Consider the following 26,099-nt stretch of genomic DNA (forward strand, 5'->3'; position numbering starts at 1 on the left):
GGATATGCCCGTGCCAGAAACCGCCCGGACGCAGACCGGTCGTCCGACCGCGAAGGAGTTGCTGATGCGTTTTGCCGCCCCCGCTGCCGCCCTTGCCGTCGTACTTGCGATGACCGCCAGCGTAGGGCAGGGCGCCGACCACGTGACCGATCCGCGGGCCGCGGCGCTGGTTGCCGAGGGGCGTGCAGCATTGAACGCGGGCGAGAGCGACAAGGCGGTCGATGCGTTCGAAGCGGCGCTTACCGTCGACCCCGCAGCCACTTCGATCCTACTAGACCTTGCCGATGCCGCGCGTCGGAACGGCCTTCAGGGCAAGGCGATCAGCTATTACCGCGAAGCGCTGACGCGCGATCCCGACAATCTCGCCGCACTGTCAGGCGAGGGCGCCGCGCTGGTGGAGAAGGGCGCGGTCGACAAGGCTCGCCGGAACCTGGCCCGCCTGCAATCGATGTGCGGCGCGAGGTGCGCCGAGACCCGCGCGCTCGAAACTGCCATCGCTCGTGGCCCGCAGGCACGCGTGTTGACCGCCGAGGCAGTCATGCCCGATGCTGTGGTGACCCAGCAGAACTGAGACGCTGCGCCTCGCTCAGATGAGCGAGCGAAATCCATCCACGACAGAGCGATAAACCCGTTTCTTGAACGGGACTATCAACTCGGGCAGTTCGTCGGGGGCGACCCAGCGGTATTCGCAGAACTCGGGCGGATCGTGCGCTTCGAGGTCGATATCGGCTTCGGTTCCCCCGAACCGGGCGAGGAACCAGGTCTGCTCCTGCCCCCGGTACCTGCCGCCCCACAGCTTGCCGAGGAGCTCCTCGGGCAGGTCGTAGCGCATCGGTTCCTCGATGCGGCCGATCAGCGAGACGTGATCGCCGGTGACGCCGGTTTCCTCGTGTAATTCGCGGAGGACCGCTACTTCTAGGTCCTCCCCCGGGTCGACGCCACCCTGCGGCATCTGCCACCAGTCGCCTTCCTTGTTGTCGATCCGACGGCCCACGAAGACGAGGCCGTCGGCATTGACCAGCATCACGCCGACGCAGGGACGGTACCCGGGTTCCTTCACGAATGGCGCTCCAGCATCAGGCGGACCGCATCGATCAGCGCGGCGACGTCGGCCTGCGCGCTGGGAATCGCCTTGCGTAGGTTGATGAACCCGTGGATCGATCCGCGCGCTTCGAGATACACCACCTCGACCCCGCTCTTGATGAGATGCGCCGCATAGTCGCGCCCCGAATCGCGTAAGGGATCAAGCGAGGCCGTGATCAATACTGTCGGCGGGCTCGTGTCGGGGGCATGGTGCAAAATCGGGTAGCGCCGCTTGTCGCTTTCGTCGGGCTTGTAGCTGGCGTCGAAGAATTCGATCGAGCGATGGGTCAGCAGGAAGCCCTCGCCATAGCTCTTGTAACTCGCGGTATCCTCGATCGGGCTCGCGATCGGATAGATCGGCGCCTGCACCACGACGGGCACCGCAGCGGGCGTGTCGGTGAGCGCCTGGGTCACGACGATCGTCAAATTGCCGCCCGCGCTGTCGCCGGTGGTGACGAGGCCGGTGATCTGTCGTTCGAGCTCCGCCGGGCTGGCGGCGACCCAGCGGCTCGCGGCCTCGCAATCGTCGGGCGCGGCGGGGAAGGGCGCTTCGGGCGCAAGGCGATAGTGGACCGCGATCACCGGCAGGTCGAGCCCGTGGGCCAACTCGGTGCAAAAGGCGTGATGCGTATCGAGATCGCCGATCACGAAACCGCCGCCGTGGAAGAACATCACCGCCGGTCCGGCCTCGCGCTTGTCGCGCGCGTCGTAGAGCCGGAGCGGGATGTCGCCCGCAGGGCCGGGACAGGTGAGGTCGCGCACTACCGCGAGTTCGCGCGGCTCGCTTTCGGCAAGCTGCCCCATCGTCACGAACGAACTGCGTGCCTCGTCGAGCGACAGTTCGTCGAGCGGTGGACGACCGACGGCGGCCAGCATGTCGAGAAAGCCGCGAACGTCGGCGCGGACGAAATCGTCGGTGTCACTCATGGCAGGTCCCTCGGGTCAGTCCGCATCAAATCGCTGCCTAGGCAAGCCGCGCGTGCTTTTCCACTCGACATTTTCGCGTTCGAGGAGAAAAACTTGATTGTGGAGGGGATGAGCGCCGCATACCTGCGCCCACCCGATGAAAGCGCCGCTCAGGCGCGCGACAAGGATATCCGATGGCGACCATAGCCGCCGACAAGACCGCCCCCATAGCCGATTCCGTCAGTCCCGAAGCCGTCGTCGTACGCTTCGCCGGGGATTCGGGTGACGGGATGCAGCTCACAGGCGGGCAGTTCACGCTGTCGACCGCGCTGGCTGGCAACGACCTGGCGACCTTCCCGGACTTCCCGGCCGAAATCCGCGCGCCGCAAGGGACGCTGTTCGGCGTCAGCGCGTTCCAGATCAACTTCGGCTCGACCGCGATCGACACCGCGGGCGACGCGCCCGACGTACTCGTGGCGATGAACCCGGCGGCGCTGAAGACCAACATCGACGCCGTGAAGCCCGGCGGGCTGATTATCGCCGACACCGGAGAGTTCACGAAACGGAACCTCGAAAAGGCCAAGTATGCCGCGAGCCCGCTGGAGGACGGCAGTCTCGCCAAGTGGCAGGTGCTCGCGTTCGACATCAGTGCGCAGACCGTCGAGGCGGTGAAGCCCTTCGGCCTCGGCAACAAGGATGCGCTGCGCTGCAAGAACATGTGGACGCTGGGCCTTGCGCTGTGGATGTTCGACCGTCCGCGCGGGCCGATCCACGACTGGCTCAAGGCCAAGTTCAAGACCAAGCCCGAACTCACCGATGCGAACATCGCCGCGCTCGACGCGGGCCATGCCTATGGCGAGACGGCGGAGCTCGCCGGGCCGTTGCGCCAGGTCCATGTCGATGCCGTGCCGAGTGCGCCTGGCCTCTACCGCACAATCACCGGTGCCGAAGCCGTAGCGCTGGGCCTCGTCGCGGGTGCGCAGCTGCTCAAACTGCCGCTGTTCTTCGGTGGCTACCCGATCACGCCGGCCTCGGCGATCCTGCACCACCTCGCGCGGCTCAAGGAATTCGGCGTCACGACCTTCCAGGCGGAAGACGAGATCGCCGCGATCTGCGCCGCGATCGGGGCGAGTTATGCCGGGCAACTCGGCGTCACCTCGTCGTCCGGCCCGGGCATTGCCCTCAAGGGCGAAGCGATGGGCCTCGGAATCATGACCGAGCTTCCGCTGGTGATCGTCAACTCGCAGCGCGGCGGCCCCTCGACCGGCCTGCCAACCAAGACCGAGCAGAGCGATCTCTACCAGGCGGTATATGGCCGCAACGGCGATGCGCCGATGCCGGTGATCGCCGCGCGCAGCCCGGCCGACGTGTTCGAATGCGCGATCGAGGCATGCCGCATCGCGGTTCAGTACATGACTCCCGTCATGCTGCTGACCGACGGCTATATCGCAAACGCCGCCGAGCCATGGAAGATTCCCGACCCGTCGACCTATGCGCCGATGCCTGCCAAGTTTCTCGCCGAGAAGAACGCTGGTGACGCGCTCCTGCCGTACAAGCGCGACGCGAAGGGCGCGCGGCCGTGGATCAAGCCCGGCACGCCTGGCCTGATGCATCGTATCGGCGGCATCGAAAAGGCGATCGACACCGGCCACATCGACTACTCGCCGGGCAACCACCAGGCGATGACCGACGCGCGTCAGAACAAGGTACTCGGTGTCGATGTGGCCGATCAGGCCGTCGAAGTCGGCGAAACGAGCGGCAAGCTCGCGGTCGTCGGTTGGGGCAGCACATACGGCCCGATCCACCAGGCCGTTAAGCGCAGCCGCAGGAAGGGCATGGACGTGAGCCACATCCACGTCCGCCACATCTGGCCGCTGCCCGGCAACCTCGGCGAGTTGCTGCGGGGCTACGACAAGGTGCTCGTGCCCGAGATGAACACCGGCCAGTTCAAGACCGTGCTGCGCGACCAGTTCCTCGTCGATGCGCAGCCGCTGACCAAGACCAGCGGCCAGCCGTTCCAGATCGCCGAACTCGAAGCGGCCATCGCGACCTATTTCGACGGCGTTCCCGGCGATGCCGGCGGTGACGAAGTGCCGCCCAACGACCAGCAGCTTCCCAGCGTGAAGGCGGTGAACCCATGAACGACATGACCCCCATCACCACCACGCTGAAGGACTGGGAAACCGACCAGGAGGTCCGCTGGTGCCCGGGTTGCGGCGACTACGCGATCCTCAAGGCGGTGCAGCGCACGCTGCCGCAGCTCGGCGCGGACCCGGCGAATACCGTGTTCATCAGCGGCATCGGCTGTTCGAGCCGGTTCCCCTATTACATCGAAAGCTACGGCTTCCACACGATCCACGGCCGCGCGCCGGCGATCGCGACGGGGGTGAAGCTCGCCAATCCTGACCTCGATGTGTGGTTGGTGACCGGCGACGGCGACGGACTGTCCATCGGCGGCAACCACCTGATGCACGTCCTGCGCCGCAACGTGAACATGCAGATCATGCTGTTCAACAACGAGATCTACGGCCTCACCAAGGGGCAGGCATCGCCCACCAGCCGTGAGGGCACGCGCAGCCCGTCGACGCCGTACGGCTCGGTCGACCATCCGGCGCGGCCCGCGGCCTTTGCGCTGGGTGCTGGAGCGCGCTTCGTGGGGCGCGGGTTCGACGTCTCGAAGAAGCTGCCAGAGGTTCTGACCGCCGCGCACGCCCACCAGGGCGCGGCTTTCGTCGAAATCTTCCAGAACTGCGTCGTCTACAACAAGGACGTGTTCGATGCCTTCGCCCAGCCCAAGGGCGCGGAGGATCGCCAGCTCTGGCTCGAGGACGGACAGCCGATGCTGTTCGCTGGCGGGACGCAGGGCATCGCGCTCGATCGCGAAGCGCTGCGCCTCAAGGTAGTCGAGGTCATCAACGGCGATTGGCAGGCGGCGGACGTGATCGTCCATGACGTGAAGAATCGCTCGGTCGCGCACATGCTGGTCGAGATGCCGTTCGGTCCGTTCCCGATGGCGCTGGGCGTGCTCTACGACGATCCGCGCCCGACGTTCGAGGCGTCGGTCGCTGCCGAGCGCGAAAAGGCCACCGCAGGCAAGGAAGCAAACCTCGCCAAGCTGCTCGCGACCGGCCAGACCTGGACCGTGGGAGATATGGCCGCCGATCCCGTCAGCAGCCGTCCGGCGGGGCAAGGCGGTCCCAACGCCAGCGAGCCGATGCTTTAGCGTTTTCCTACACCTCGCCGCCGCGCTAGCGGTGGGGGATGGATAACCTCACGCACAGTCTTGTCGGCGCGCTGATCGGGCAGGCTGGTCTCAAGCGGAAGACGGGCCTCGCCATGCCCGCGCTGATCATCGGTGCGAACGTGCCCGATATCGATGCGGCGTGCTTCCTCTGGCTCGACGGGGTGCAGCACCTCGCGTTCCGCCGCGGGATCACCCACGGGCCGATCGCGTGGGTGCTGCTGCCGCTGCTGGTCGCGGGTGGGCTGTGGTGGTTCGACCGCTGGCAGACGCGGCGCGGGACGCGGCCAACGGCGCGTTTGGGTGTCAACTTCGTGTCACTTTTCGCGCTCGCCTTTATTGCCACGCTGACCCATCCGGCGCTCGACTGGCTCAATGTCTACGGCGTGCGCCTGCTGGAACCGTTCTCGCACCGCTGGTTCTACGGCGACGTTCTGTTCATCATCGACGTCTGGCTCTGGGCCCTGATGGGTTTCGCGACGTGGTTCTCGCTGCGGCGGGAGAGGCGGGGCGGGGACTGGATGAAGCCCGCGCGGATCGCGATCGCGGTGGCACTGGGGTATATTGGGATGAATGCTGGGATCACGCATTCAGGCGTTGGTTTCACGAGTGACGTTCGACCTCAGATGGTCATTCTAAGTCCGGTGCCTTTTACGTTCTGGAAGCGGGAGACAATTATTGGCTGGCCTGAAAGAACCGGGGAGCCTTGGACAATCCATCCGCCGAACCAAGTGCCAGATCGAAATCCGGAATTTTGCAAACTTCGGTTGGAGCGGCTTAAGGGTTTGCCCAATCCGGAGCTGCGAGCCTTCCTCTACTGGTCCCGCGCTCCTTTCGCCGAGCGCGCGCCCGATGGCTCAGTGCTCCTCCGCGACGCTCGCTACTACGATCCGCGCGCCCGCGACCGGTTCACCGTCGCCCTGCCGGATGTCCGGTGTGAGCCGGTTGAGTAGGGTCAAGCGCATCGCCCACCCCGCTGTCCGCCGCCGCCCGCGCGGGCTTGTAGAGCAGCGCCGCGGCGAGGAACGCCCAGCCGGCGCCGCCCAACCAACCCGCGGTCACGTCGCTGGGGAAGTGGACGCCCAGCATCACCCGACTCCACGCGATCATCGCCGACAGGACCATCGCCGCGCCGACCATCGTGTAGCGGACCGAATGGCGCGAACTCATCGAGGCGAAGGCGAGCGCCATGGCGATGTATACCACGGCGGAGTTGAAGCTGTGCCCGCTCGGGAAACTCTCGCCGCCAGCCTCCATCAGGTGGGGCACGATCTGCGGTCGCTCGCGCCCGACGATGCCCTTGAGCAGGCTGTTGGCAATCCAGCCGCAGGCCACCGTCATCGCGAACAGCACCGCCTCGCGCCGCAGCTTGAGGAACAGCAGCGCCACAACCGCACCGACAGCGAACAGGTTCCGCAGCAGCACGCCGCCCATCGCGGTCATGTCGCGCACGCCTTCGAGCATCTTGGACGATCCGGCGAAAGCGTGATCGCCTTCACGGCGCGCGGAGAGGAGGCCGAACTGGTCGAATTCGTGCGTGTGTCCGTTTGCCACCGCCCAGACCACGATTGCGAACCCTGTCCACAACACGCCTGCTGCGATCAGCGCTTTGCGGCGGTCGATCGTGAAACCACGGCTGGGCAGAGTAACCGCTTCGGCGGGAAGGTGATGCGGGTCTCGGATCCGGTCGTCCATCATCGGGGAACCTGCACCGGGCGCATCGGGTTCCGCAAGCAATGACCGCTCCCCAGATCGTCTGGCTCCGCCGCGACCTTCGCTTGGCCGACCAGCCCGCCGTCCACGCCGCAGCCGAAGCAGGATCGGTGATTCCGGTTTATGTGCTCGACGATGCGGCGGCGGGGGACCATGCGATCGGCGGAGCGGGGCGCTGGTGGTTGCACAAGTCGCTCAAAAGGCTCAGCAAGGACCTCGGCAAGCACCACTCGCGGATTGTGCTGCGCAAGGGCGACGCGGCGCGCGAGATCGCGAAGATCGCCAAGGAGACCGGCGCGGAGCGGGTGCACGCCGTAGCGCACTACGAACCGTGGTGGCGCAAGGCGGAAGAGACGCTGGCGAAATCGGTCAACCTTGCGCTCTACGACGGCAATTACCTGATGCCGCCGGGCAGCGTGCGAACCGGTTCGGGCGATCCGTACAAGATCTACACGCCGTTCTCGAAGGCGCTGCTGGAGCAGATGCCGCCGCGCGATCCGCTGGCTGCTCCCAAGTCGATCGCTTCGCCGGACAAGTGGCCGGAGAGCGACGATCTCGCCGACTGGAAGTTGCTTCCCACGCGGCCCGATTGGTCGAAGGGCATCGACGCGTTCTGGGCCGTCGGTGAGGCCGCTGCCCACGAACGCCTTGAGGACTGGGCCGAGGATGTCGCTCAGTATGAGAAAGGCCGCAACTTGCCCTCGATCGACGGCTCCTCGCGCCTGTCGCCGCACCTCCACTGGGGCGAAATGTCGGCCGCGCAGGTCTGGCACCGGCTGCAAAGGCGGCGCGGGCAGGGTTGGGCGACATTTGCGAAAGAAGTCATCTGGCGCGACTACGCACAAAACGTGATCGCGCAGTACCCGGACTACGCCACCAAGAGCTACCGCGAGGGTTATTCGGGTCTCTGGCGCAGCGGCAAGGCCGCCGATGCCGACCTTGCCGCGTGGCAGAGGGGAATGACCGGCTACCCGATCGTCGATGCCGGGATGCGCCAGCTTTGGCGAACCGGCTGGATGCACAACCGCGTGCGGATGATCACCGCGAGCTTTCTCGTGAAGCACTTGCTGGTCGATTGGCGGCGGGGCGAGCAGTGGTTCTGGGACTGCCTCGTCGATGCCGACTACGGCAACAACGCGGTCAACTGGCAGTGGATCTCGGGCACTGGGGTCGACAGCAACATGTTCGTGCGAATCATGGCGCCGCTGACGCAGAGCGAGAAGTTCGACGCCGCTGATTATATCCGCGAATACGTGCCCGAATTGGCCGATCTTTCGGACAGCGACATCCACGATCCGCCGGATGAGAAGCGCGGCGATTATCCCGTCAGGATGATCGGTCACCGCGAAGGGCGCGAGCGGGCGCTTTCCGCGTACCGAAGCGCGCGCGGGTAGTTGCGAGAGCAATCGCTCCGGTTCATAGGGCGCGCATGAGAGCAGAGGGGCTAGGTAGGGGAGGCTCCCTTCTATCGGCGGGCGCGCGGTTCGAACGCAGCCCGGGAATAGTCGCACGCCTGTTCGGGCCCGGATTTCACAAGGTGCTCGACCGGATCGACTCGGGGCTCGAAAGCGGATCGATCCTTGGCCACCTGCCCGACGGTTCAACGCGGCTGCTCGGCGGTCGCAATCCGGGGTTCGAAGCGGAAGTCCACTTGCGCGACTGGCGCGCGCTGCTGCGTCTCGCCACCAACGGATCGATCGGATGGTACCAGGCGTGGGAGGCGGGCGAGTGGGACAGCCCCGATCCGGTGCCAGTCTTCGCCCTGTTCATGGCCAACGGCGAAACGCTCGGCGATACCGGCAGAGCCAGCGGCCCCTTCCGACTAGCGGCGCGCTTTGCCCACTGGCTCAACCGCAACACGCACGCCGGCGCCGAGCGGAACATCCACGCGCATTACGACCTCGGCAACGACTTCTACGCAGCGTGGCTCGGCCAATCGATGTGCTATTCGAGCGCGATCTTCGAGGACCTGGGCGGGCCGTCGAAGTTCCAGCAGTTCGTGACGCCGCTGGACTATGGGCAACTCGCCAAGGCGACCGCGATGCTCAACAGGGTTCATGCGCACGACGCGGACAGCCTGCTCGAGATCGGCTGCGGGTGGGGTATGCTGGCCCACGCGGCGCGGCAGGACGGGCGCACGCAGGTCGATGCGATCAGCCTGTCGGACGCGCAGCTCGCATTCTGCCGCGCGAAGCGCAGCGACCCGGTCAACCCGCGTTTCCTCAAGCAGGACTACCGCGACACGCACGGTTCGTACGACGCGATCGTCAGCGTGGAGATGGTCGAGGCGCTCGGCCGGGAATACTGGCCGACGTTCATGGACTGCATCGCCCGCAACCTGCGGCCGGGCGGCCGGGCGGCGATCCAGTTCATCTCGATGAAGGAATCGCTGTTCGAAAGCTACGCTCGGAGCGCCGACTTCATCCAGGCCTACGTCTTTCCGGGCGGCCTGCTGATCAAGACAAGCGAGTTCCGCGCACTTGCCGAGGCGCGCGGCCTCGTCTGGACCGATCAGGCAGACTTCGGCGAACACTATGCCGAGACGCTCAAGATCTGGCGCGAGAACTTCGACGCGGCAGTGGAGGAAGGCCGCCTGCCCGAGGGCTTCGACCAGCGCTTCATCCAGCTGTGGCGCTATTACCTGATGTATTGCGAGGGCGGGTTCCGCGGCGGCGGGATCGATGTCCACCAGGTCACGCTGATCAAGGAACCCACATGAAGAAGCTTTTGGCGATCGCTGCGCTCACTCTGTCCGCGTGCACGGCGGCACCCGAAGTGGCGTCGGTTCGTTCGACCCAGCCCGCGCAGGTCGTTCCGCTAGCCGACCAGCAGGTGCTGTTCTGGAACGATGCGACCCGGTCCGACCGCTTCCGGCGGATGGAGGACTTTTTCGCCGGTCAGGACACCACGCCCGCGCCGAAGGTGCGGTCGCTTACAGCCGGCGCTCCGCTCAATCCGGCGACCGTCGCCACGCTCGATGCCTATCTCGCGCGGCAGGGCGCTGCCGGGATCATGGTGCTACAGGACGGACGGGTGCGGTACGAGAAATACGGTCTCGGTTTCGGTCCAACCGGGCGTTGGACCAGCTTTTCGGTCGCCAAGAGCTTCACTGCCACCCTGCTCGGCGCGGCGGTGAAGGATGGCTTCATTGCGAGTCTATCCGATCCCGTCACCAAGTACCTGCCGCAGCTGACCGGCTCCGCCTATGAAGGCGTGACGGTCGAGCAGCTCGCTACCATGACCTCGGGGGTCAAGTGGAACGAGGACTACACCGATCCCAAGAGCGACGTCGCGCGCATGCTGCAAGTGGCGCCGGTCGCGGGCGAACCGCAGGCAGTAACCTATGCCCGCAGCCTCTCGCGCGAGGCGCCTGCGGGCAATAAGTGGGTCTACAAGACGCTCGAGACCAATCTGCTGGGCGATCTCGTCGCGGCCGCGACGGGCAAGTCGCTGGCGGTCTATGCCAAGGACGAGATCGTCGATCCCGCGGGCTTTTCGGACGGACTGTTCTGGATGACCGATCTCAGCGGCCGCAACATCGCTGGCTGCTGTATCTCGCTGCGCCTGTCGGATTATGCACGCATGGGGCAGTTCGCGCTCGAGGGTGGGCAGCCCTCGGTCCCGGCTGGCTGGTTCAGCCGCGCTGGGGCGCCGCAAGTCGATTTCGGCAATGGTAATGGATACGGCTATCAGTGGTGGACCTATCCGAACGCCAGCTTCGGCGCGCAAGGCATCTTCGGCCAGTCGATCACCGTGGTGCCGGAGCAGCGACTGGTGATCGCGGTCGTCTCGAACTGGCCGACCGCGACCGGCAGCGGGCTATCGAAAACGCGCCGCGAAATGCTCGATGCGGTAATCGCGGCCAGCAACCGTTAGGTTACGCGACGGGGCGGTACACCGTGCCGCCGCCCGTGTAGCGGGCGAGGATGTTGTCGTGCACGATCGGGCTCAGCAGCTCCGAAAAGGCACAACCGGCGACGCAGTTGTCCCACCAGATCACCTCGGCCTGCAGCGATTCGAGGCCGGGCAGGGTCAGCCAGCAGAATTGGCCGACATGCATCCGGTTGATCGCCGCGGCCGAGAAGCCGGAGATCGACAGGTCGTGCACCACGGTGCGGAACGGGCGTCCGCCCGATGCACGTAATTGCGCGGGAATGCTGATCTTCGTGCGCGGCGAACAGCGATCTTCCTGAGCGGCCAGCGCGTAGCGGTCCTGCATGTTGATCATCGCGATACTTGCCCTTCTTCACGTCCCGGTTGGGTTCGTCCAACCGGGGCCACCGACCAGACTTTGCGAAGGGTGCCGCAAGCTGCTTTCCGACCCGTGACCGATAAAGGTTAAGCGCTCGCTAAGGACGAAAGCGGTGCCGCGTCGGGAAATCCTGTTGCAGCAGAGCAACCAGGTGCTTTGCCACCTCTTCGGGCGGCTTTACGCTCGCGGGGTCCTCGCCGGGATAGGCCTTGGCGCGCATCGCAGTGCGCGTCGCACCGGGATCTACGACGGCTACGCGGGTGTCGCCGAGTTTCTCGATCTCCATCGCATAGGAGTCCAGGATCGACTCGAATGCGGCCTTGCTTGCAGCGTAGGCCGACCAGAACGCGCGCGGTGCGGTGCCGACCGAACTCGTCAGGCCGACAACGCGCGCATGTCCGGCGCGCTTGAGCAGCGGATCGAACGCGGCGAGCATCGCCTGCGTGGCCAGCACGTTGACTGTCATCGCCTGGCCGATCTGCTTTGGATCGACCTGCGTGACCGGGGTGAGCGTCGGCAGGTAGGCTGCGCTCAGGACCAGCACGTCGAGCTTGTCCCACCGCTGCGCGATCGCGGCGGCGAGGCGCGGGATGCCATCGGGTTCCGACAGGTCGAGCGGGGCGATCGTCGCACTACCGCCGGTCTCGTGGATCGAGTCCTCGACCGTCTCCAGCGCCTTTACGTCGCGGCCGGTCAGGATAACGTGCGCGCCCTCGGCGGCAAGCGCCCTGGCGGTCGCGGCACCGATGCCCTTGCTGGACCCGGTCACGAGCGCGACACGGCCGTCAAACGGCTTGCTGTCAGTCACTCAGGCGACCTTGTTGACGGGGAAGGAAAGCTGCGCATCCCGATTCTCGCGACCGGCCAGGTCGGTCAGCGACGTGGGATAGTCGCCGGTGAAGCAGGCATCGCAATACTGCGGCCGGGCGGCATTGCGCGACGTCTCGCCCACGGCGCGATACAGCCCGTCGATAGACACGAACGCAAGACTGTCCGCCTTGATGAATTCGCGCATCGGTTCGATGTCCATGCGCGCGGCGAGCAGTTTGGACCGCTCGGGCGTGTCGACGCCGTAAAAGCACGAGTGCGCGGTCGGCGGACTGGCGACGCGGAAGTGGACCTCGGTCGCGCCGGCATCGCGCATCATCTCGACGATCTTCATGGACGTGGTGCCGCGCACGATCGAATCGTCGATCAGGACGATGCGCTTGCCCTCGACAAGGCCGCGATTGGCGTTGTGCTTGCGCTTGACGCTCGAATGGCGCGCGCTGTCGCCGGGCTGGATGAACGTCCGCCCGACATAGTGCGAGCGGATGATGCCGAGTTCGAACGGAACGCCGGATGCCTGCGCGTAGCCGATCGCTGCGGGCACGCCGCTGTCGGGCACCGCTACGACGAGATCGACGTCGGCGGGGCTCTCGAGAGCGAGTTGCTGCCCGATCGCCTTGCGCGCCTCGTAGACCGAACGGCCGTCGAAGATCGAATCGGGGCGACTAAAATAGACGTGCTCGAAGATGCACGGGCGCGGATGGTGCGAGCCGAAGGGGCGCAACGAGGTGACGTTGCCGTCGAAGTCGACACGAACGATCTCGCCCGGATCGATCTGGCGCACGAAATCGGCGCCGACGACGTCGAGCGCGACGGTCTCGCTCGCGAACACGGTCGTATCACCGAGCTTGCCCATGACCAGCGGCCGGATGCCTAGCGGGTCGCGGCACGCGATCATCCCGCGCTTGGTCATCACGATCAGCGAATAGGCGCCTTCGACCATGCGCAGGGCATCGATCAAGCGGTCGATGGTCGTAGCGTAGCGGCTCGTCGCGACGAGGTGGATGATGACTTCGGTGTCGCTGGTCGACTGGAAGATCGCACCCTTGCGCACGAGGTCCGCCCGCAGCGCCATCGCGTTCGAGATGTTGCCGTTGTGCGCGATCGCGAAGCCGGTTGTCGCGAGATCGGCATAGAGCGGTTGCACGTTCCGCACGCCCGATCCACCCGTGGTCGAATAGCGCACGTGGCCCGAGGCCATGATGCCGGGCAGTTCGGCAAGGGATTCGGCGCTCGAGAAATTCTCCGCGACGTGTCCGAGGCCCTTGCGCGAATAGAATTCCTGCCCGTCGTAGCTGGTGATGCCCGCCGCTTCCTGGCCGCGGTGCTGCAGGGCATGGAGGCCTAACGCGGTGATGGCGGACGCGTCCGGCGCGCCAATCGCACCGAATACGCCGCACTCCTCGCGCAGCTTGTCGCCATCTGCGGTTTCAAACGGATGCTGGAATTTCATGGGGCTTTCGGGGCCTCGCTGCTCGCGCGCCGCTCAATGGCGATGTTGGGGGCGTAATACAAGGCCCGCGGCCCGCCCTCGGCCATTAGCCCATCGACCATTGCCACTGGCGCACGGCATCCCTACACCGCGCCGCGAAACGCTTTCTGAACGAGTTCTCCCGACCCTTGCTCCTCTCCCCTTTCGAATGGACGATCGCCAAGCGCTACATGCTGCCTGGCAAGGGCGAAGGCTTTATCGCACTCGTCGCCGGGATCAGCGTGGGTGTGGTCATGCTGTCGGTCGCGCTGCTCGTCGTCGTCATGAGCGTGATGAACGGCTTCCGCGCCGAACTGCTCGACAAGATCGTGGGTCTGAACGGTCACGCGATCGTGCAGGCCTACGGAGGGCGGCTCGATAACTGGCAGGGCATCCTCCAGGAAATCCGCCAGACGCCCGGTGTGACCAAGGCGAGCCCGCTGATCGAGCAGCCGCTGCTCGTCACGTTCAACGGCCGGGTCGAAGCGGTGCTGGTGCGCGGCAACACGGCCGAGAATATTCGCGAACTGCAGGAAAAGGTCGTGGCGGGCAGCCTCGATCCGCTGAAGCCAGACGCGAGCCAAGTCGCGATCGGCGCCCGCCTCGCCGAGAACATCGGCGCGCAGGTCGGCGATACGATCACGATCATCAATCCCGCTGGCCGCTCCACGCCGTTCGGCACGGTGCCGCGCCAGGTCGGCTACCAGGTCGCGGCGATCTTCGAGATCGGCGTGTACGACTACGACCAGTCGTTCGTGGTCATGCCGATCGCCGATGCGCAGACCCTCATGCTCATCGGCGACACGATCGGCATGATCGAGGTGACGACCGACGATGCAGACAAGGCCGCGGAATACCTCGCCCCGATCGCCAAGCAGTTGGCGGGCCGGGCCGTGGTCAACGACTGGAAGACCATCAACTCGTCGCTGTTCGAAGCGCTCGAGGTGGAGCGGGTGGCGATGTTCTTCGCGCTGTCGATGATCGTGCTTGTGGCGGCATTCAACATTCTCTCGAGCCTCGTGATGCTGGTGCGCGCGAAGACCCGCGACATCGCGATCATGCGCACCATGGGGGCGACGCGGCGTTCGCTGCTCAAGATTTTCGTCACCGCCGGGTTCGTTGTCGGTGCGGTGGGGACGGGCACCGGACTGCTGCTCGGATTCCTCATTCTCACGTTCCGGCAAGGCATCGTGAACGTGATCCAGGTCGTGACCGGCCAGAACCTGTGGGATCCCTCGGTTCGCTTCCTGACGACCCTTCCGTCGCGACCTGATCCGGTCGAAATCGTCGGGATCGCGCTGCTCGCGCTCGTCTTGAGCTTTCTCGCTACGCTCTACCCGGCCTTCAAGGCGGCGAGCACCGATCCGGTGCAGGTGCTCCGCTATGAGTAACGGCCCCGTCGTCCGCCTGACAGACCTTGCCCGCTCGTTCGAGCAGGGCGGGGTGCGTATCGACGTCCTGCGCGGCGTGAACCTGGAAATCGCGCCCGGAGAGATCGTCGCGCTGCTCGGCCCATCGGGTTCGGGCAAGTCCACCATGCTGCAGGCGGTCGGCCTGCTCGAGGGTGGTTTTCGCGGCAAAATCGAGATCGCGGGCACCGATGCCAGCGCGCTGCCGCCCGAAGGCCGCACCAAGCTACGTCGCGAGCACCTTGGCTTCGTCTATCAGTTCCATCACCTGCTGCCCGATTTCAACGCGATCGAGAACGTGGTCATTCCGCAGCTCGTCTCTGGCCGGGTCAAGGCCGAGGCGGAGGAGAGGGCGCAGGCCATCCTGACTTCGCTCGGTCTCGGTCACCGGCTGCACCACCGGCCGAGCCAGCTCTCGGGCGGCGAACAGCAGCGCGTGGCCGTCGGCCGGGCGCTTGCGAACAGGCCGCAGCTCGTCCTGGCCGACGAACCCACGGGCAATCTGGACGAAAAGACGGCAGACGTCGTTCTGGAGCAGTTCCTTGCTCTCGTGCGCGGCGAAGGCAGCGCCGCATTGGTCGCGACCCACAACGAACGTCTGGCGCTTCGGATGGACCGCGTGGTGCGCCTCCACGAAGGCCTGCTCGAATAGCCGCAGGCTTGGCAGCGTGAGTCACGCGTGGTCTATTCGCTCAAAGGGAGAACCGCGATGACCACGATATCCGATTTCACCGTCGAGAACGCCGACGGAAGCAAGCTCGATCTTGGTGACAAGCTGGGCAAGGTACTGCTGGTGGTGAACGTGGCCAGCAAGTGCGGGTTTACGCCGCAGTACGAAGGTCTCGAGGAACTCCAGCGCAAGTTCGGCGACCAAGGATTCGAGGTGCTCGGTTTTCCCTGCAACCAGTTCGGCACGCAGGAGCCCGGCAACGCCGAGGAAATCGCGACGTTCTGCAAGCTGACTTACGACGTAACGTTCCCGGTTCTCAAGAAGGTCGAGGTGAACGGCGACGGAGCCTCTCCGCTCTATGACTGGATGAAGGGCGAGGCACCGGGCATCCTCGGCAGCAAGGCGATCAAGTGGAACTTCACGAAGTTCCTGATCGATCGCAGCGGCAAGGTGGTGAAGCGCTATGCCCCCAACGATGCCCCGCGCAGCATCGAGAAGGATATCGCCCGACTGCTCTGATCCTGTGGACAAATCGCGCCCGCGACCCCTTCCGAATCGCGGCGCGGAGCATCATCTTCGCCCCATGGCTTTCGCTCCGTTCGTCCCCTTGCGCGTCATGTCGAGCTACTCGATGCTCGAAGGGGCGATCGACCCCAAGGCGATCGCGCGGCTTGCCAAGGATCGGGGCTTTCCGGCCATCGCGATCTGCGACCGGAACGGCCTGTACGGTGTGGTTGCCTTCGCCAAGGCGTGTTTCGATCTCGGCATCCAGCCCATTGTCGGCACGCTGCTCGGCATCGCGCGCGGGGACTCGGGGGAGACGATCGATTACCTGCCGCTCTTCGCGCAGGACGAGACCGGGTATCACAACCTGTGTCACCTCGTCAGCCAGGCGCACCTCGATCGGCCGATGGAGCTTCCGGCGCACGTCAAGCTCGCCGATCTGGAGGGCAGGACTGAAGGTCTTATCGCTCTGACCGGTGCGGGCGAGGGCGCACTGACACGCCTCCTTGCCGACGGCCGTAAGGACGAGGCCGAAGCGTTGTGCGAAAAGCTGGAAGGCTTGTTTCCGGGCCGCCTCTATATCGAACTGGCTCGCAGCAGTTCGGCCGTGTGCGATACGGCCGAGGACACACTCATCGACCTCGCCTACGCGCGAAACGTGCCGTTGGTGGCAACCAACCCGGCGAACTTCGCCGACCCGCACTTCCACCCGGCGCACGACGCCATGTTGTGTATCGCGCACTCGACCCACATCGATGCTGCCGAGCGTCCGCGCTCCAATCCCGAGGCGTTCGTAAAGTCGGCGCCGATGATGGAGGAACTGTTCGCCGACCTGCCCGAGGCGACTTCCAACACCCTCGTCGTGGCACAGCGGTGTGCCTACGCGCCCCCCAACCGCGCGCCGATCCTGCCGAGCCTGGCCGGCGACCTCGAGGGCGAGGCGAGGATGCTGGCAGAGGATTCGCGGCGCGGTCTCGCGGCCCGGCTCGAGAAGTATGGCGAACTCCCTGACGACGAACTGCAGGTTTACGTCGATCGGCTGGAGTTCGAGATCGACATCATCAACCAGATGGGGTTTCCGGGCTACTTCCTGATCGTCGCGGACTTCATCAAGTGGGCGAAGGACAACGGCATCCCGGTGGGCCCGGGACGTGGTTCGGGCGCCGGGTCGCTCGTCGCTTGGGCGCTGACGATCACCGACCTCGACCCGATCAAGCTGGGCCTGCTCTTCGAACGCTTCCTCAATCCGGAACGCGTGTCGATGCCGGACTTCGACATCGACTTCTGCGAAACGCGCCGCGGCGAGGTGATCCGCTATGTCCAGGCGAAGTATGGCGGCGACCACGTCGCGCAGATCATCACTTTCGGTAAACTGAAGGCGCGCGCAGTGCTGCGCGACGCCGGGCGCATCCTGCAGATGAGCTACGGCCACGTCGATCGGCTGTGCAAGATGGTCCCGAACCATCCGACCGATCCGTGGACCCTGCCACGCACCCTCAACGGGGTGAGCGAGTTCAAGCGCGAATACGACAACGACGACGATGTTCGGCGTTTGATCGACCTGTCGATGCAGCTCGAAGGGTATCCGCGCAACAGCTCGACCCACGCGGCCGGTGTGGTGATCGGCGACCGGCCCTTGGCGCAACTCGTCCCGCTTTATCGCGACCCGCGTTCGGACATGCCGGTCACCCAGTTCGACATGAAGCACGTCGAAAGCGCGGGACTGGTAAAATTCGACTTTCTAGGCCTCAAGACCCTGTCGGTCCTGCAGAAGGCGATCGAGCTGCTGGCGAAGCGCGGCGTAACGATCGATCTCAGCGCGCTGCCGCTCGACGACGCGCAAGTCTATGAATTGATGAAGAGTGGCAACACGGTCGGGGTGTTCCAGCTGGAATCCGAAGGCATGCGCCGCACGCTGACGGCGGTGAAGCCGACCAATTTCGGCGACATCATCGCGCTGGTCTCGCTGTACCGCCCGGGTCCGATGGACAACATCCCCCTGTTCGGCAAGCGCAAGGCGGGCGAGGTGCCGATCGAATACCCGCACCCCAAGCTCGAAGGCATCCTGGCCGAAACCTACGGGATTTTCGTCTACCAGGAACAGGTCATGCAGGCGGCGCAGATCCTCGCCGGATATTCGCTGGGCGATGCCGACCTGCTGCGCCGTGCGATGGGCAAGAAGGTCCAGGCCGAGATGGACGCGCAACGCCAGCGCTTCGTCGACGGTTGTGCCGAAGTATCCCAGATCCCCGCCAAACGTGCGAACGAGTTGTTCGATTTGATCGACAAGTTTGCCGGCTATGGCTTCAACAAGTCGCACGCCGCCGCTTACGCGCTGCTTGCCTATCAGACCGGATGGCTGAAGGCGCATTACCCCGAGGAGTTCTACGCCGCCTCGATGTGCTTCGACATGCACCAGTCGGAAAAGCTGGCGGTGTTCGTCGACGATGCGCGCCGAGCGGGGATCGAGATCGCGCCGCCGGACGTGAACCGGTCGGAAGCCGAATTCACCGTCGAGCGGACCGACGAGGGCTACGCGGTTCGCTATGCCCTGGCGGGCATCAAGAACGTCGGCGAGAAGGCGATGGAAGCTCTCGTCGAGGAGCGCGAGGCGCATGGCTGGTTCGAGACGGTGCAGGAACTTTTCGAGCGGCTGCCCAAGGGCTCGATGAACTCGCGCCAGCTCGAAGGTCTCGTTGCCGCCGGTGCGCTGGATGCGCTGGAACCCGACCGGGCCAAGCTATTCGCCAACGTCGACCTGCTGCTCGCGGTGAGCGACGCGGCCAATCGCGAGCGGGAAAGCGGGCAGGCGGCGTTGTTCGGCGGCGAGGCGCAGGCGGACACCGCGCTGCGGCTCAAGGACGCAGAGCCGTGGTCCCGCTCCGACCGCATGGCGCGCGAACGCGACAACTTCGGGTTCTATTTCTCCGCCCATCCGGTCGGGCAGTACCGGGCGATCGCTTCGGCCAATGGCGCGCGCAGCTTCGCCTCGTTGATGGGTAGTGGTGCGCCAGCGGGCGGACGCGCGCCCGCGGTAATTGCGGCGATGGTTGAGAAAGTAAACAAGGGCCGCACCCGCAAGGGTAAGGATTTCGTACGGGCCGATTTCTCCGACAGTTCGGGCCAGTTCTCGGCCGCCTGCTTCGAGGAATCGCTCGTCGCCAACTTCGTGAAATGGGCGGACGAGGGCACTTGCGTACTCCTCAACGTGGAACTCGACAGCCCGAGCCCCGACGAGCCGCCGCGGGTGACCGTGCGCGGCGCGCGACCTCTGCGTGACGTCAAGGCGGCCGCTCGCATGGTGCTGACGCTCGATGTCGAACTGCCCGAGGCGATCGGATCGCTGAAGGATGAACTGATACAGGGCGCCGAAGGGCGTGGTGAGGTTCGCGTGCGGCTGCGCACCGGCGGCACCGAGGAACCGCTGGTTCGGCTCGGCGGAGATTTCCAGATCGACGGCGAACTCGCCGAACGCTTGGCAAGCATCGAAGGGCTTGCCAATGTGCAACTCACAACCCAGCGCGGACCGAACCTGCGACTGGTGGCCTGATCCGGCTCCTCTGCCGGTAAGCGGCCGGGAACGAGGAGCGAGGAATGCTGGGAGCGATGCAAGACTGGGATCTGGTGGTGACTCACCTGATCGACCATGCGGCGCGCGAATACGGACTTCGGGAGCACGTCACCCACTGGGCCGACGGCAGCGAAACACGCACGACGTGGGCCGGGGTTCGCCACGATGCATTGCGGATGACGCAGGCTTTGCGGGCAGCGGGAGTGCGCAAGGGCGACCGCATCGCGACGCTCGCGATGAACCACAGCCGTCATTTGGTCACTTGGTACGGTGCGGTCGGTGTCGGCGGTGTGCTCCACACCATCAACCCCCGGTTGTTCGACGACCAGCTCGAATACATCGTTACCCACGCCGAAGACAAAGTCATGCTCTACGATGCGGCGTTCCAACCGATCATCGACCGGATGCGCGACAAGTGGCCGTGCGTGGAAACATACGTCTGTTTCGATTCCGGCGAGAATAGCATCGCGTTCGAGGATTGGATTGCCGCGCACGACGGCCAAACGTCATGGGAGCCGGTGGCCGAGCGCGATCCCTGCATGCTCTGCTACACCAGTGGCACGACGGGCAATCCCAAGGGCGTGCTCTACGAACACCGCTCGACCGTGCTCCACGCGATGGCAGGCGTGCAGCCAAACCTGTTCGACTTCGATTCCCGCTCGGTCATGCTGCCGATCGTGCCGATGTTCCATGCGGCGAGTTGGGGGTTGCCGTGGGCCGGGACGATTCCGGGCATCAAATTCGTCTATTCCGCGGTCAACGATCCGCAAGTTCTGTGCAATCTGATGGAGCGCGAGCAGGTCACTCACTCGGCCGGCGTCCCGACGGTGTGGCTGGCGATGTTCGGTTATCTCGACTCGACCGGTCAGGACGTGCGCGATGTCGGAAGGTTGCAGCGTGCGATCATCGGTGGATCGGCCGCTCCGCGGTTCATGATCGAGCGATTGATGCGCAACGGTATCAGCGTCGCGCATGCGTGGGGCATGACCGAAACAAGCCCGATCGGAACGGTGGGGGCCCCGCCGGCCAATTGGGATTCGCTCGATTTCGAACAGCAGCTCGATCTTGTCCAGAAGCAAGGACGGCCAGCCTTCGGAGTGGAGCTGCGCTGTGTCGACCTCGACGATCCGGCCAAAGTGCTTCCGCGCGACGGTGCGGCGTCGGGCGCGCTCCAGGTGCGCGGACCGTGGGTCATTAAGCGCTACTTCAAGGCCGAGGCCGACGCGGTCGATGCCGACCAGTGGTTCGATACGGGTGATGTCGCGGTTATCTGGCCCGATGGCACGCTGCAGCTCACCGATCGGACCAAGGACGTCATCAAGTCGGGCGGAGAGTGGATCAGTTCGGTCGAGCTTGAAAATGCGGCGGTCGGTCACCCGGCGATTGCCGAGGCAGCGGCGATCGGCATACCTCATCCGCGGTGGGACGAACGGCCCATCCTGGTCTGTGTGGCCAAGCCCGGAATGGCGGTGACGCCGGACGATGTGCTCGATCACTTGCGGGACAAGATCGCCAAATGGTGGCTGCCCGATGCGATCGAATTCGTCGACGACATACCCCACACGGGCACCGGCAAGATCAGCAAAAAGGATCTGCGGGAGCAATTCCGCGATTACCGGCTGGAGGATGCCGCATGAAAGAAACGTTTCGGGTCGCGATCGCCATTACCATCGGCCTCATGACGCTGCTCGGCGGGCAATTGGCGATCGAAACCGTGGCCTGGTGGTGGACCGCCGACACCACGACGTTTGACGCACCGCTGCTGAGTGCGATGAAGTTCGCCGTGGCCGGCGCTGCTGCCCTCGGAGTGGGACTGTCGATCGCGCTGCCGTCCGTCCGGCGCAGGCGTATCGCCGTTCGGGCCTAGGCGAACACCTCGTCGAACAGCGACAACATTGCCGCCCAGCTCTGGCGGTCGGCGCTGGGATCGAATGACGGCGGTCCTCCCGCTGGCGGCGGGTTGGGATTGGTGAACCCGTGGACTACTCCGCTGTAAGAGTGGAAATGCCAGTTCGCACCGGCACGGTCCATTTCCTCCCAGAAAACCAGCACTTGCGAGCGTGGAACGAGCGCGTCGGCATCGCCGTGGCACACAAGGATGCGGGCCGAGACCGCTCCCGGATCCGCCGGCAGCCTGGTATCGAGCAGGCCATGAAAACTTGCGACCGCCCCTAGCGTGGTCCCCGCGCGCGCCAGTTCAAGAACCGCTTGTCCGCCCATGCAGAACCCGATCGCACCATGCGGCATACCCGGGGCGATGGCGGACATTCGTCCGATGCCAGCCAGCAATCGCCGTCGATAAGCGGCCGGGTCCGCGCGCAAGGCCGTTGCGAGCTCAACCGACGCAGCAAAATTGTCGGGCGTCTCGCCGTAGAAGTCGCAAAGAAATGCGAGATAACCCGCATCCGCCAGCGCACGCGCCTTGGCCTCGACCGCGGGCGTCGGGTTCATGATCGTCGGGAATACCGCGATCGCGGCCCGGGGTGCGGTCGCGGGCCGGAAGACCGCGCCTTTAAGCTCGGTCTCGCCGTCCCGGTAGGCGACCGGTTCTCCCGTCATGCCTCGGGCAGGAAGTCGGGCACCGACAGATACCGTTCGCCGGTGTCGTAGTTGAACCCGAGTATGCGGCTGCCCGGAGCGAGTTCGCCCAGTTTCTGCGCGATGGCCGCAAGGGTGGCGCCGCTCGAAATGCCGACAAGCAGGCCTTCTTCGACCGCACAGCGTCGGGCCATTTCCTTCGCCGCATCGGCATCGACCTGAATCGCACCATCGATCGCACGCGTATGGAGATTTCCCGGGATGAACCCGGCGCCGATACCCTGGATCGGGTGCGGCCCCGGCTGTCCGCCAGAGATGACGGGAGAAAGCGCGGGCTCTACGGCATAGGCCTTCATGGATGGCCACTCGCCCTTCAGTACTTCCGCACAACCGGTCAGGTGACCGCCGGTGCCGACCCCAGTAACGAGTACATCGACCGGTTTGTCTGCGAAATCGGCGATGATCTCCCGCGCGGTTGTGCGGGCGTGGACCGCGACGTTAGCCGGATTTTCGAACTGCTGCGGCATCCACGCACCCGGCGTTGCGGCGACCAACTCGGTCGCCCGCTCAAGTGCACCCTTCATTCCCTTTTCCCGCGGAGTCAGGTCGAAGCTTGCGCCATACGCTAGCATCAGGCGGCGCCGCTCCAGGCTCATGCTTTCGGGCATGACGAGGACGAGCTTGTACCCTTTGACCGCCGCCACCATCGCAAGGCCGATTCCGGTATTGCCGCTGGTCGGCTCGATGATCGTTCCGCCGGGGCTCAACGCGCCGGATTTCTCGGCGTCCTCGACCATGGCGAGCGCGATGCGGTCCTTGATCGATCCGCCGGGGTTGGTCCGCTCGCTCTTCACCCAGACGTCATGATCGGGGAACAGGCGACTGAGGCGGATGTGCGGCGTGTTGCCGATGGTTTCGAGAACACTTGCGGCTTTCATGTCATGCCTCCTTGGGGGCTGGTCCGGTTTCCGGTTGTGGCGGCGGATCAAAGGTCTTGGCAAGCCTAAGTTCCGGGAACAGGCGCGCCCACGCGATCGTGATACCGATTGCCGCGACCGCTCCGAACACGACTGCGCCGACCGGACCGATCAGCGCGGCGACAAGACCCGATTCGGCCTCGCCTAGTTCGTTCGAAGCGGAGATCGTCAACGCGGACACCGCGCCGACACGCCCCCGCATTTCGTCGGGAGTGTGCAGCTGGATCAGAGATTGCCGGACATAGACCGACACCATGTCGGCGGCACCCGCGACTGTCAGCGCACCGAAGCTCACCCAGAACCATTTAGAGAGACCGAAGACGAGCAACGCGCCTGCGAACAGGACCACTGCTCCCAGCATCTTCATGCCGACGTTTGTCTTCATCGGCCTGACCGAAAACCAGATGGATGCGGCCGTAGCGCCGATACCCATGGCCGCTGCGAGGACGCCGAAGCCATCGGCTCCTACATGGAGAATGTCGCGAGCGAAAACCGGCAGCAGCGCGGTCGCACCCGCCAGCAGCACCACGAACAGGTCGAGCGTGATCGTCGCCAGTACGAGCCGGTTGTTACGCACATAGGCGAACCCGTCGGCGACTCTGTGCAGCGGGTGGCGATCGGTCTGGACCGCAGGCTGTGGTACTTTCCTGATCAGGAACAGCAGGCCGAGCCCTACCGTGAGAAGCGTGGCGATCGTGCCGTAGGCTACGTCCGGATGGATAGCGTAGAGAACACCCCCGACGCTGGGCCCGGCAATCGTGCCAACCTGCCACGCGATCGAACTTACCGCGATCGCTGCAGGCAGGACCTCACGTGGTACCAGGTTCGGCGCGAGGGCCGAGAAGGCCGGCCCGGAAAACGCGCGACACAGTCCAACGACTACGGCAGCAAGAAAAAGGTAGGGGAGGGTAAGCGACCCCGACCACGTCAGCAGACCAAGCATCGCCGCATTGGCGACCATTGCCGCCATCGTGAAGCGGGCAATCCAGCGGCGATCGAATGTGTCCGCTACCAGGCCGACGACTGGTGTGAGAAGGAACAGGGGGACGAACTGGACCAGCCCGATCATGCCAAGCAGGAAGGCCGAATCCCTGATTCCCATGCTCTCGCGAGCGAGCGAGTAGACCTGCCAGCCGATGATCATCGCCTGAGCGCTGATGGCGATGGTCGACGCAAGCCTGGCAAGGAAATAGGCGCGAAAATTCGCGATCGACAGGGGATGCGGCGCGGCGCTCACGCTTGGCCGCATGGCACCGGTCGCAGTCCTTGCCAAGCAAGCGCTGCGAAATGTCGGCTAATGAATTCTTGGCGGTCTAGCGCGCGCGGCGCAGGCGCGGGTTCGGTTGCAACGCTTCGATCACGTGAATGAAATCGTCTAAGCGGATAATCCGCTCGAACTGGAAGCCCGCCCGTTCGTCGCGCGTCCAAATGACATAGGCTTCGATCCGGCCAATTTCAGGCAGGCGAATGATGACCCGGTCCCCGCGCTCGAGGCCCTTGGCGTCGTCGACCATGAAGCCGTGTGCCGAGATATTCGACACGTGCAACTTGAGGTCACCGCGCAGCTGGTGCTCCGCGATAACCGGATAGTCGACCGGGTGTCGCGCAGCGCGACGCAGGTCGGTTACCGAAAGCTGTGCTCCAACAGACACTCCACTGGCCTCCCGTTCGTGTGGCGAGACCGTGGTGCCCGAAAATCGCTGATATTGGGTTAAGGTCGGCTCCTAAACGAGCAGGCCGTGACGTTTCTTGCCAAGACTTATGCGACCGGCTCGGGCGGGGGCGGCAGGGTCGGAGATCAGCTCGCCATCGAGCTTCACGGCACCTTCAGCGACCTTGCGCTTCGCCTCTCCGTTGGAAACGGTGAAGCCGATCGCAGTGAGCGCTGAAACGATCGTCATACCGTCCTCGAGAGCGAGCGAGGGCAGGTCTTCGCCCGCGCCGCCGGCAAACGTAGTGTTGGCGGTCGCTTCCGATGAGTGCGCCGCATCGGTCCCGCGCACGAGGGCTGTCACTTCGTTGGCGAGCACGACCTTGGCGCTGTTGATTTCGGCTCCGGACAGCGCTTCGAGTCGGGCGATTTCATCGAGCGGCAGGTCGGTGAAAAGGCGCAGGAAGCGGCCCACGTCCCGGTCGTCGACATTGCGCCAGTACTGCCAGAAATCGTACGCCGGAAGCTGCGCCTCATTGAGCCAAACCGCACCAGCAGCGGTCTTTCCCATCTTCGCGCCGTCGGCGGTGGTCAGCAGCGGGGTCGTCACGCCGAACAGCTCGGCTCCGTCCATGCGGCGGCCGAGTTCCACGCCGTTGACGATATTGCCCCACTGGTCGCTTCCGCCCATCTGCAGCCGCACGCCCATGTCGCGCGACAAGTGGCGGAAGTCATAGCCCTGCAGGATCATGTAGTTGAATTCGAGGAACGTCATCGGCTGTTCGCGGTCGAGCCGCAACCGCACCGAATCGAACGTAAGCATACGATTAATAGTGAAATGTGTGCCGACTTCCTGCAAAAGCTCGATGTAGCCGAGTTGCCCCAGCCAGTCGTGGTTGTTGACCATCACCGCATCGGTCGGCCCGTCGCCGAACGTGAGCAATTTCTCGAACACCGTGCGGATCCCGGCGATGTTGTCTTCTATCGCCGCGTCCGTCAGCATCTTGCGGCTTTCGTCGCGCCCCGTGGGGTCGCCGATCCGGGTCGTGCCACCGCCCATGACGACGATCGGTTTGTGCCCGGTCTGCTGAAGGCGACGCAGCATCATGATCTGCACGAGGCTGCCAATGTGCAGCGAGGGCGCAGTCGCGTCGAACCCGATGTACCCGGGCACGATTTGCCGCGCGGCGAGGGCGTCCAGACCCGCCGCGTCGGTCATCTGGTGGACATAGCCGCGCTGGTCGAGCAGGCGCAGGAGATCGGATTTGTAGTCGCTCATGGCGGG

Annotated in this window: 24 protein-coding genes; 13 read left to right on the forward strand and 11 right to left on the reverse strand. The window is 65.0% G+C overall.

All coding sequences use genetic code 11. The features are described 5' to 3' along the window. Positions 1-64: 64 nt before the first annotated feature. Positions 65-571, forward strand: a complete 507-nt coding sequence (locus ACWPMX_RS04685; RefSeq protein WP_455698882.1) for a tetratricopeptide repeat protein — start codon at positions 65-67, stop codon at positions 569-571. A 15-nt stretch (positions 572-586) separates the two neighbouring features. On the opposite strand, the gene ACWPMX_RS04690 is transcribed toward ACWPMX_RS04685, so the two are convergent. Next, positions 587-1,060 (reverse strand): RNA pyrophosphohydrolase, encoded by a 474-nt coding sequence (locus ACWPMX_RS04690; RefSeq protein WP_455698883.1) that lies wholly within the window; start codon positions 1,058-1,060, stop codon positions 587-589. Next, positions 1,057-2,010, reverse strand: coding sequence for an alpha/beta hydrolase (locus ACWPMX_RS04695; RefSeq protein ID WP_455698884.1), 954 nt, complete (start codon positions 2,008-2,010; stop codon positions 1,057-1,059). Before ACWPMX_RS04695 ends, ACWPMX_RS04690 begins: the two co-directional genes overlap by 4 nt. A gap of 173 nt (positions 2,011-2,183) precedes the next feature. Here ACWPMX_RS04695 and ACWPMX_RS04700 point away from each other — a divergent pair, with 173 nt between their 5' ends. The 3 genes from ACWPMX_RS04700 to ACWPMX_RS04710 are packed head-to-tail and all read left to right on the forward strand — an operon-like array spanning position 2,184 to position 6,183. Further along, positions 2,184-4,130, forward strand: a complete 1,947-nt coding sequence (locus tag ACWPMX_RS04700; protein ID WP_455698885.1) for a 2-oxoacid:acceptor oxidoreductase subunit alpha — start codon at positions 2,184-2,186, stop codon at positions 4,128-4,130. Continuing rightward, positions 4,127-5,212, forward strand: coding sequence for a 2-oxoacid:ferredoxin oxidoreductase subunit beta (locus ACWPMX_RS04705; RefSeq protein ID WP_455698886.1), 1,086 nt, complete (start codon positions 4,127-4,129; stop codon positions 5,210-5,212). The genes ACWPMX_RS04700 and ACWPMX_RS04705 overlap by 4 nt, the downstream gene beginning before the upstream one ends. 38 nt (positions 5,213-5,250) lie before the next feature. Continuing rightward, complete coding sequence (locus ACWPMX_RS04710) at positions 5,251-6,183, forward strand: metal-dependent hydrolase (protein ID WP_455698887.1); 933 nt, start codon at positions 5,251-5,253, stop codon at positions 6,181-6,183. Here ACWPMX_RS04710 and ACWPMX_RS04715 read toward each other — a convergent pair. Beyond that, positions 6,140-6,925, reverse strand: a complete 786-nt coding sequence (locus ACWPMX_RS04715; protein ID WP_455698888.1) for a phosphatase PAP2 family protein — start codon at positions 6,923-6,925, stop codon at positions 6,140-6,142. The two genes, ACWPMX_RS04710 and ACWPMX_RS04715, sit on opposite strands and share 44 nt — an antisense overlap. 41 nt (positions 6,926-6,966) lie before the next feature. Here ACWPMX_RS04715 and ACWPMX_RS04720 point away from each other — a divergent pair, with 41 nt between their 5' ends. From ACWPMX_RS04720 to ACWPMX_RS04730, 3 genes are read left to right on the forward strand one after another with little or no spacing between them, the layout of a single operon-like run. Next, complete coding sequence (locus ACWPMX_RS04720) at positions 6,967-8,337, forward strand: cryptochrome/photolyase family protein (protein WP_455698889.1); 1,371 nt, start codon at positions 6,967-6,969, stop codon at positions 8,335-8,337. 35 nt (positions 8,338-8,372) lie between these two features. After that, complete coding sequence (locus ACWPMX_RS04725) at positions 8,373-9,662, forward strand: class I SAM-dependent methyltransferase (protein WP_455698890.1); 1,290 nt, start codon at positions 8,373-8,375, stop codon at positions 9,660-9,662. Continuing rightward, positions 9,659-10,819 (forward strand): serine hydrolase domain-containing protein, encoded by a 1,161-nt coding sequence (locus ACWPMX_RS04730; RefSeq protein WP_455698891.1) that lies wholly within the window; start codon positions 9,659-9,661, stop codon positions 10,817-10,819. Before ACWPMX_RS04725 ends, ACWPMX_RS04730 begins: the two co-directional genes overlap by 4 nt. 1 nt (position 10,820) lies before the next feature. Here ACWPMX_RS04730 and ACWPMX_RS04735 read toward each other — a convergent pair whose 3' ends face one another. From ACWPMX_RS04735 to purF, 3 genes are all read right to left on the reverse strand, one after another. Continuing rightward, positions 10,821-11,171, reverse strand: a complete 351-nt coding sequence (locus ACWPMX_RS04735; RefSeq protein WP_455698892.1) for a PilZ domain-containing protein — start codon at positions 11,169-11,171, stop codon at positions 10,821-10,823. 121 nt (positions 11,172-11,292) lie between these two features. Further along, the gene (locus ACWPMX_RS04740; RefSeq protein ID WP_455698893.1) at positions 11,293-12,003 is read right to left on the reverse strand and encodes an SDR family NAD(P)-dependent oxidoreductase; all 711 of its coding nucleotides are present in this window, start codon (positions 12,001-12,003) and stop codon (positions 11,293-11,295) included. After that, positions 12,004-13,476: an amidophosphoribosyltransferase gene (gene purF, locus ACWPMX_RS04745; RefSeq protein ID WP_455698894.1), complete on the reverse strand. Its 1,473-nt coding sequence runs from the start codon at positions 13,474-13,476 to the stop codon at positions 12,004-12,006. A 167-nt stretch (positions 13,477-13,643) separates the two neighbouring features. Here purF and ACWPMX_RS04750 point away from each other — a divergent pair, with 167 nt between their 5' ends. From ACWPMX_RS04750 to ACWPMX_RS04775, 6 genes are all read left to right on the forward strand, one after another. Beyond that, the gene (locus tag ACWPMX_RS04750) at positions 13,644-14,885 is read left to right on the forward strand and encodes a lipoprotein-releasing ABC transporter permease subunit (RefSeq protein WP_455698895.1); all 1,242 of its coding nucleotides are present in this window, start codon (positions 13,644-13,646) and stop codon (positions 14,883-14,885) included. Further along, positions 14,878-15,555 carry an ABC transporter ATP-binding protein gene (locus ACWPMX_RS04755; RefSeq protein WP_455698896.1) on the forward strand — a complete coding sequence of 226 codons (678 nt, stop codon included), beginning with the start codon at positions 14,878-14,880 and terminating at the stop codon, positions 15,553-15,555. The genes ACWPMX_RS04750 and ACWPMX_RS04755 overlap by 8 nt, the downstream gene beginning before the upstream one ends. Positions 15,556-15,612: 57 nt before the next feature. Continuing rightward, positions 15,613-16,092 (forward strand): glutathione peroxidase, encoded by a 480-nt coding sequence (locus tag ACWPMX_RS04760; RefSeq protein ID WP_455698897.1) that lies wholly within the window; start codon positions 15,613-15,615, stop codon positions 16,090-16,092. Between the two features lie 64 nt (positions 16,093-16,156). Next, positions 16,157-19,627 carry a DNA polymerase III subunit alpha gene (gene dnaE / locus ACWPMX_RS04765; protein WP_455698898.1) on the forward strand — a complete coding sequence of 1,157 codons (3,471 nt, stop codon included), beginning with the start codon at positions 16,157-16,159 and terminating at the stop codon, positions 19,625-19,627. A 44-nt stretch (positions 19,628-19,671) separates the two neighbouring features. Further along, positions 19,672-21,285, forward strand: a complete 1,614-nt coding sequence (locus ACWPMX_RS04770) for a long-chain fatty acid--CoA ligase (RefSeq protein WP_455698899.1) — start codon at positions 19,672-19,674, stop codon at positions 21,283-21,285. Beyond that, a complete protein-coding gene (locus tag ACWPMX_RS04775; protein ID WP_455698900.1) occupies positions 21,282-21,515 on the forward strand; it encodes a hypothetical protein in 234 nt (77 codons plus the stop codon). Before ACWPMX_RS04770 ends, ACWPMX_RS04775 begins: the two co-directional genes overlap by 4 nt. Here the strand turns inward: ACWPMX_RS04775 and ACWPMX_RS04780 are convergent. The 5 genes from ACWPMX_RS04780 to tyrS all read right to left on the reverse strand — a co-directional run bounded on the left by ACWPMX_RS04780 (position 21,512) and on the right by tyrS (position 26,093). Beyond that, positions 21,512-22,207, reverse strand: coding sequence for a dienelactone hydrolase family protein (locus tag ACWPMX_RS04780; protein WP_455698901.1), 696 nt, complete (start codon positions 22,205-22,207; stop codon positions 21,512-21,514). The two genes, ACWPMX_RS04775 and ACWPMX_RS04780, sit on opposite strands and share 4 nt — an antisense overlap. Further along, on the reverse strand, positions 22,204-23,124 hold the full coding sequence (cysK, locus tag ACWPMX_RS04785; RefSeq protein WP_455698902.1) for a cysteine synthase A: 921 nt from the start codon (positions 23,122-23,124) through the stop codon (positions 22,204-22,206). Before cysK ends, ACWPMX_RS04780 begins: the two co-directional genes overlap by 4 nt. Position 23,125: 1 nt before the next feature. Further along, positions 23,126-24,412: an MFS transporter gene (locus tag ACWPMX_RS04790; protein ID WP_455700730.1), complete on the reverse strand. Its 1,287-nt coding sequence runs from the start codon at positions 24,410-24,412 to the stop codon at positions 23,126-23,128. A gap of 64 nt (positions 24,413-24,476) precedes the next feature. Next, positions 24,477-24,815 carry a PilZ domain-containing protein gene (locus tag ACWPMX_RS04795; protein ID WP_455698903.1) on the reverse strand — a complete coding sequence of 113 codons (339 nt, stop codon included), beginning with the start codon at positions 24,813-24,815 and terminating at the stop codon, positions 24,477-24,479. Between the two features lie 72 nt (positions 24,816-24,887). Continuing rightward, positions 24,888-26,093, reverse strand: a complete 1,206-nt coding sequence (gene tyrS / locus ACWPMX_RS04800; protein ID WP_455698904.1) for a tyrosine--tRNA ligase — start codon at positions 26,091-26,093, stop codon at positions 24,888-24,890. Between the last annotated feature and the right edge of the window lie 6 nt (positions 26,094-26,099).

It is taken from the genome of Tsuneonella sp. HG094 (assembly GCF_053819285.1).

Excerpts from the sequence above, each read along its gene's own strand:
- ACWPMX_RS04775 (WP_455698900.1), top strand. The coding sequence starts at position 21,282 with ATGAAAGAAACGTTTCGGGTCGCGATCGCCATTACCATCGGCCTCATG.
- ACWPMX_RS04725 (WP_455698890.1), top strand. The coding sequence starts at position 8,373 with ATGAGAGCAGAGGGGCTAGGTAGGGGAGGCTCCCTTCTATCGGCGGGC.
- cysK (WP_455698902.1), bottom strand. The coding sequence starts at position 23,124 with ATGAAAGCCGCAAGTGTTCTCGAAACCATCGGCAACACGCCGCACATC.
- ACWPMX_RS04735 (WP_455698892.1), bottom strand. The coding sequence starts at position 11,171 with ATGATCAACATGCAGGACCGCTACGCGCTGGCCGCTCAGGAAGATCGC.
- ACWPMX_RS04710 (WP_455698887.1), top strand. The coding sequence starts at position 5,251 with ATGGATAACCTCACGCACAGTCTTGTCGGCGCGCTGATCGGGCAGGCT.
- ACWPMX_RS04760 (WP_455698897.1), top strand. The coding sequence starts at position 15,613 with ATGACCACGATATCCGATTTCACCGTCGAGAACGCCGACGGAAGCAAG.
- ACWPMX_RS04705 (WP_455698886.1), top strand. The coding sequence starts at position 4,127 with ATGAACGACATGACCCCCATCACCACCACGCTGAAGGACTGGGAAACC.
- ACWPMX_RS04685 (WP_455698882.1), top strand. The coding sequence starts at position 65 with ATGCGTTTTGCCGCCCCCGCTGCCGCCCTTGCCGTCGTACTTGCGATG.
- dnaE (WP_455698898.1), top strand. The coding sequence starts at position 16,157 with ATGGCTTTCGCTCCGTTCGTCCCCTTGCGCGTCATGTCGAGCTACTCG.
- ACWPMX_RS04780 (WP_455698901.1), bottom strand. The coding sequence starts at position 22,207 with ATGACGGGAGAACCGGTCGCCTACCGGGACGGCGAGACCGAGCTTAAA.
- ACWPMX_RS04695 (WP_455698884.1), bottom strand. The coding sequence starts at position 2,010 with ATGAGTGACACCGACGATTTCGTCCGCGCCGACGTTCGCGGCTTTCTC.
- ACWPMX_RS04730 (WP_455698891.1), top strand. The coding sequence starts at position 9,659 with ATGAAGAAGCTTTTGGCGATCGCTGCGCTCACTCTGTCCGCGTGCACG.
- ACWPMX_RS04755 (WP_455698896.1), top strand. The coding sequence starts at position 14,878 with ATGAGTAACGGCCCCGTCGTCCGCCTGACAGACCTTGCCCGCTCGTTC.
- ACWPMX_RS04790 (WP_455700730.1), bottom strand. The coding sequence starts at position 24,412 with ATGCGGCCAAGCGTGAGCGCCGCGCCGCATCCCCTGTCGATCGCGAAT.
- ACWPMX_RS04715 (WP_455698888.1), bottom strand. The coding sequence starts at position 6,925 with ATGGACGACCGGATCCGAGACCCGCATCACCTTCCCGCCGAAGCGGTT.
- tyrS (WP_455698904.1), bottom strand. The coding sequence starts at position 26,093 with ATGAGCGACTACAAATCCGATCTCCTGCGCCTGCTCGACCAGCGCGGC.
- ACWPMX_RS04770 (WP_455698899.1), top strand. The coding sequence starts at position 19,672 with ATGCTGGGAGCGATGCAAGACTGGGATCTGGTGGTGACTCACCTGATC.
- ACWPMX_RS04720 (WP_455698889.1), top strand. The coding sequence starts at position 6,967 with ATGACCGCTCCCCAGATCGTCTGGCTCCGCCGCGACCTTCGCTTGGCC.
- ACWPMX_RS04700 (WP_455698885.1), top strand. The coding sequence starts at position 2,184 with ATGGCGACCATAGCCGCCGACAAGACCGCCCCCATAGCCGATTCCGTC.
- purF (WP_455698894.1), bottom strand. The coding sequence starts at position 13,476 with ATGAAATTCCAGCATCCGTTTGAAACCGCAGATGGCGACAAGCTGCGC.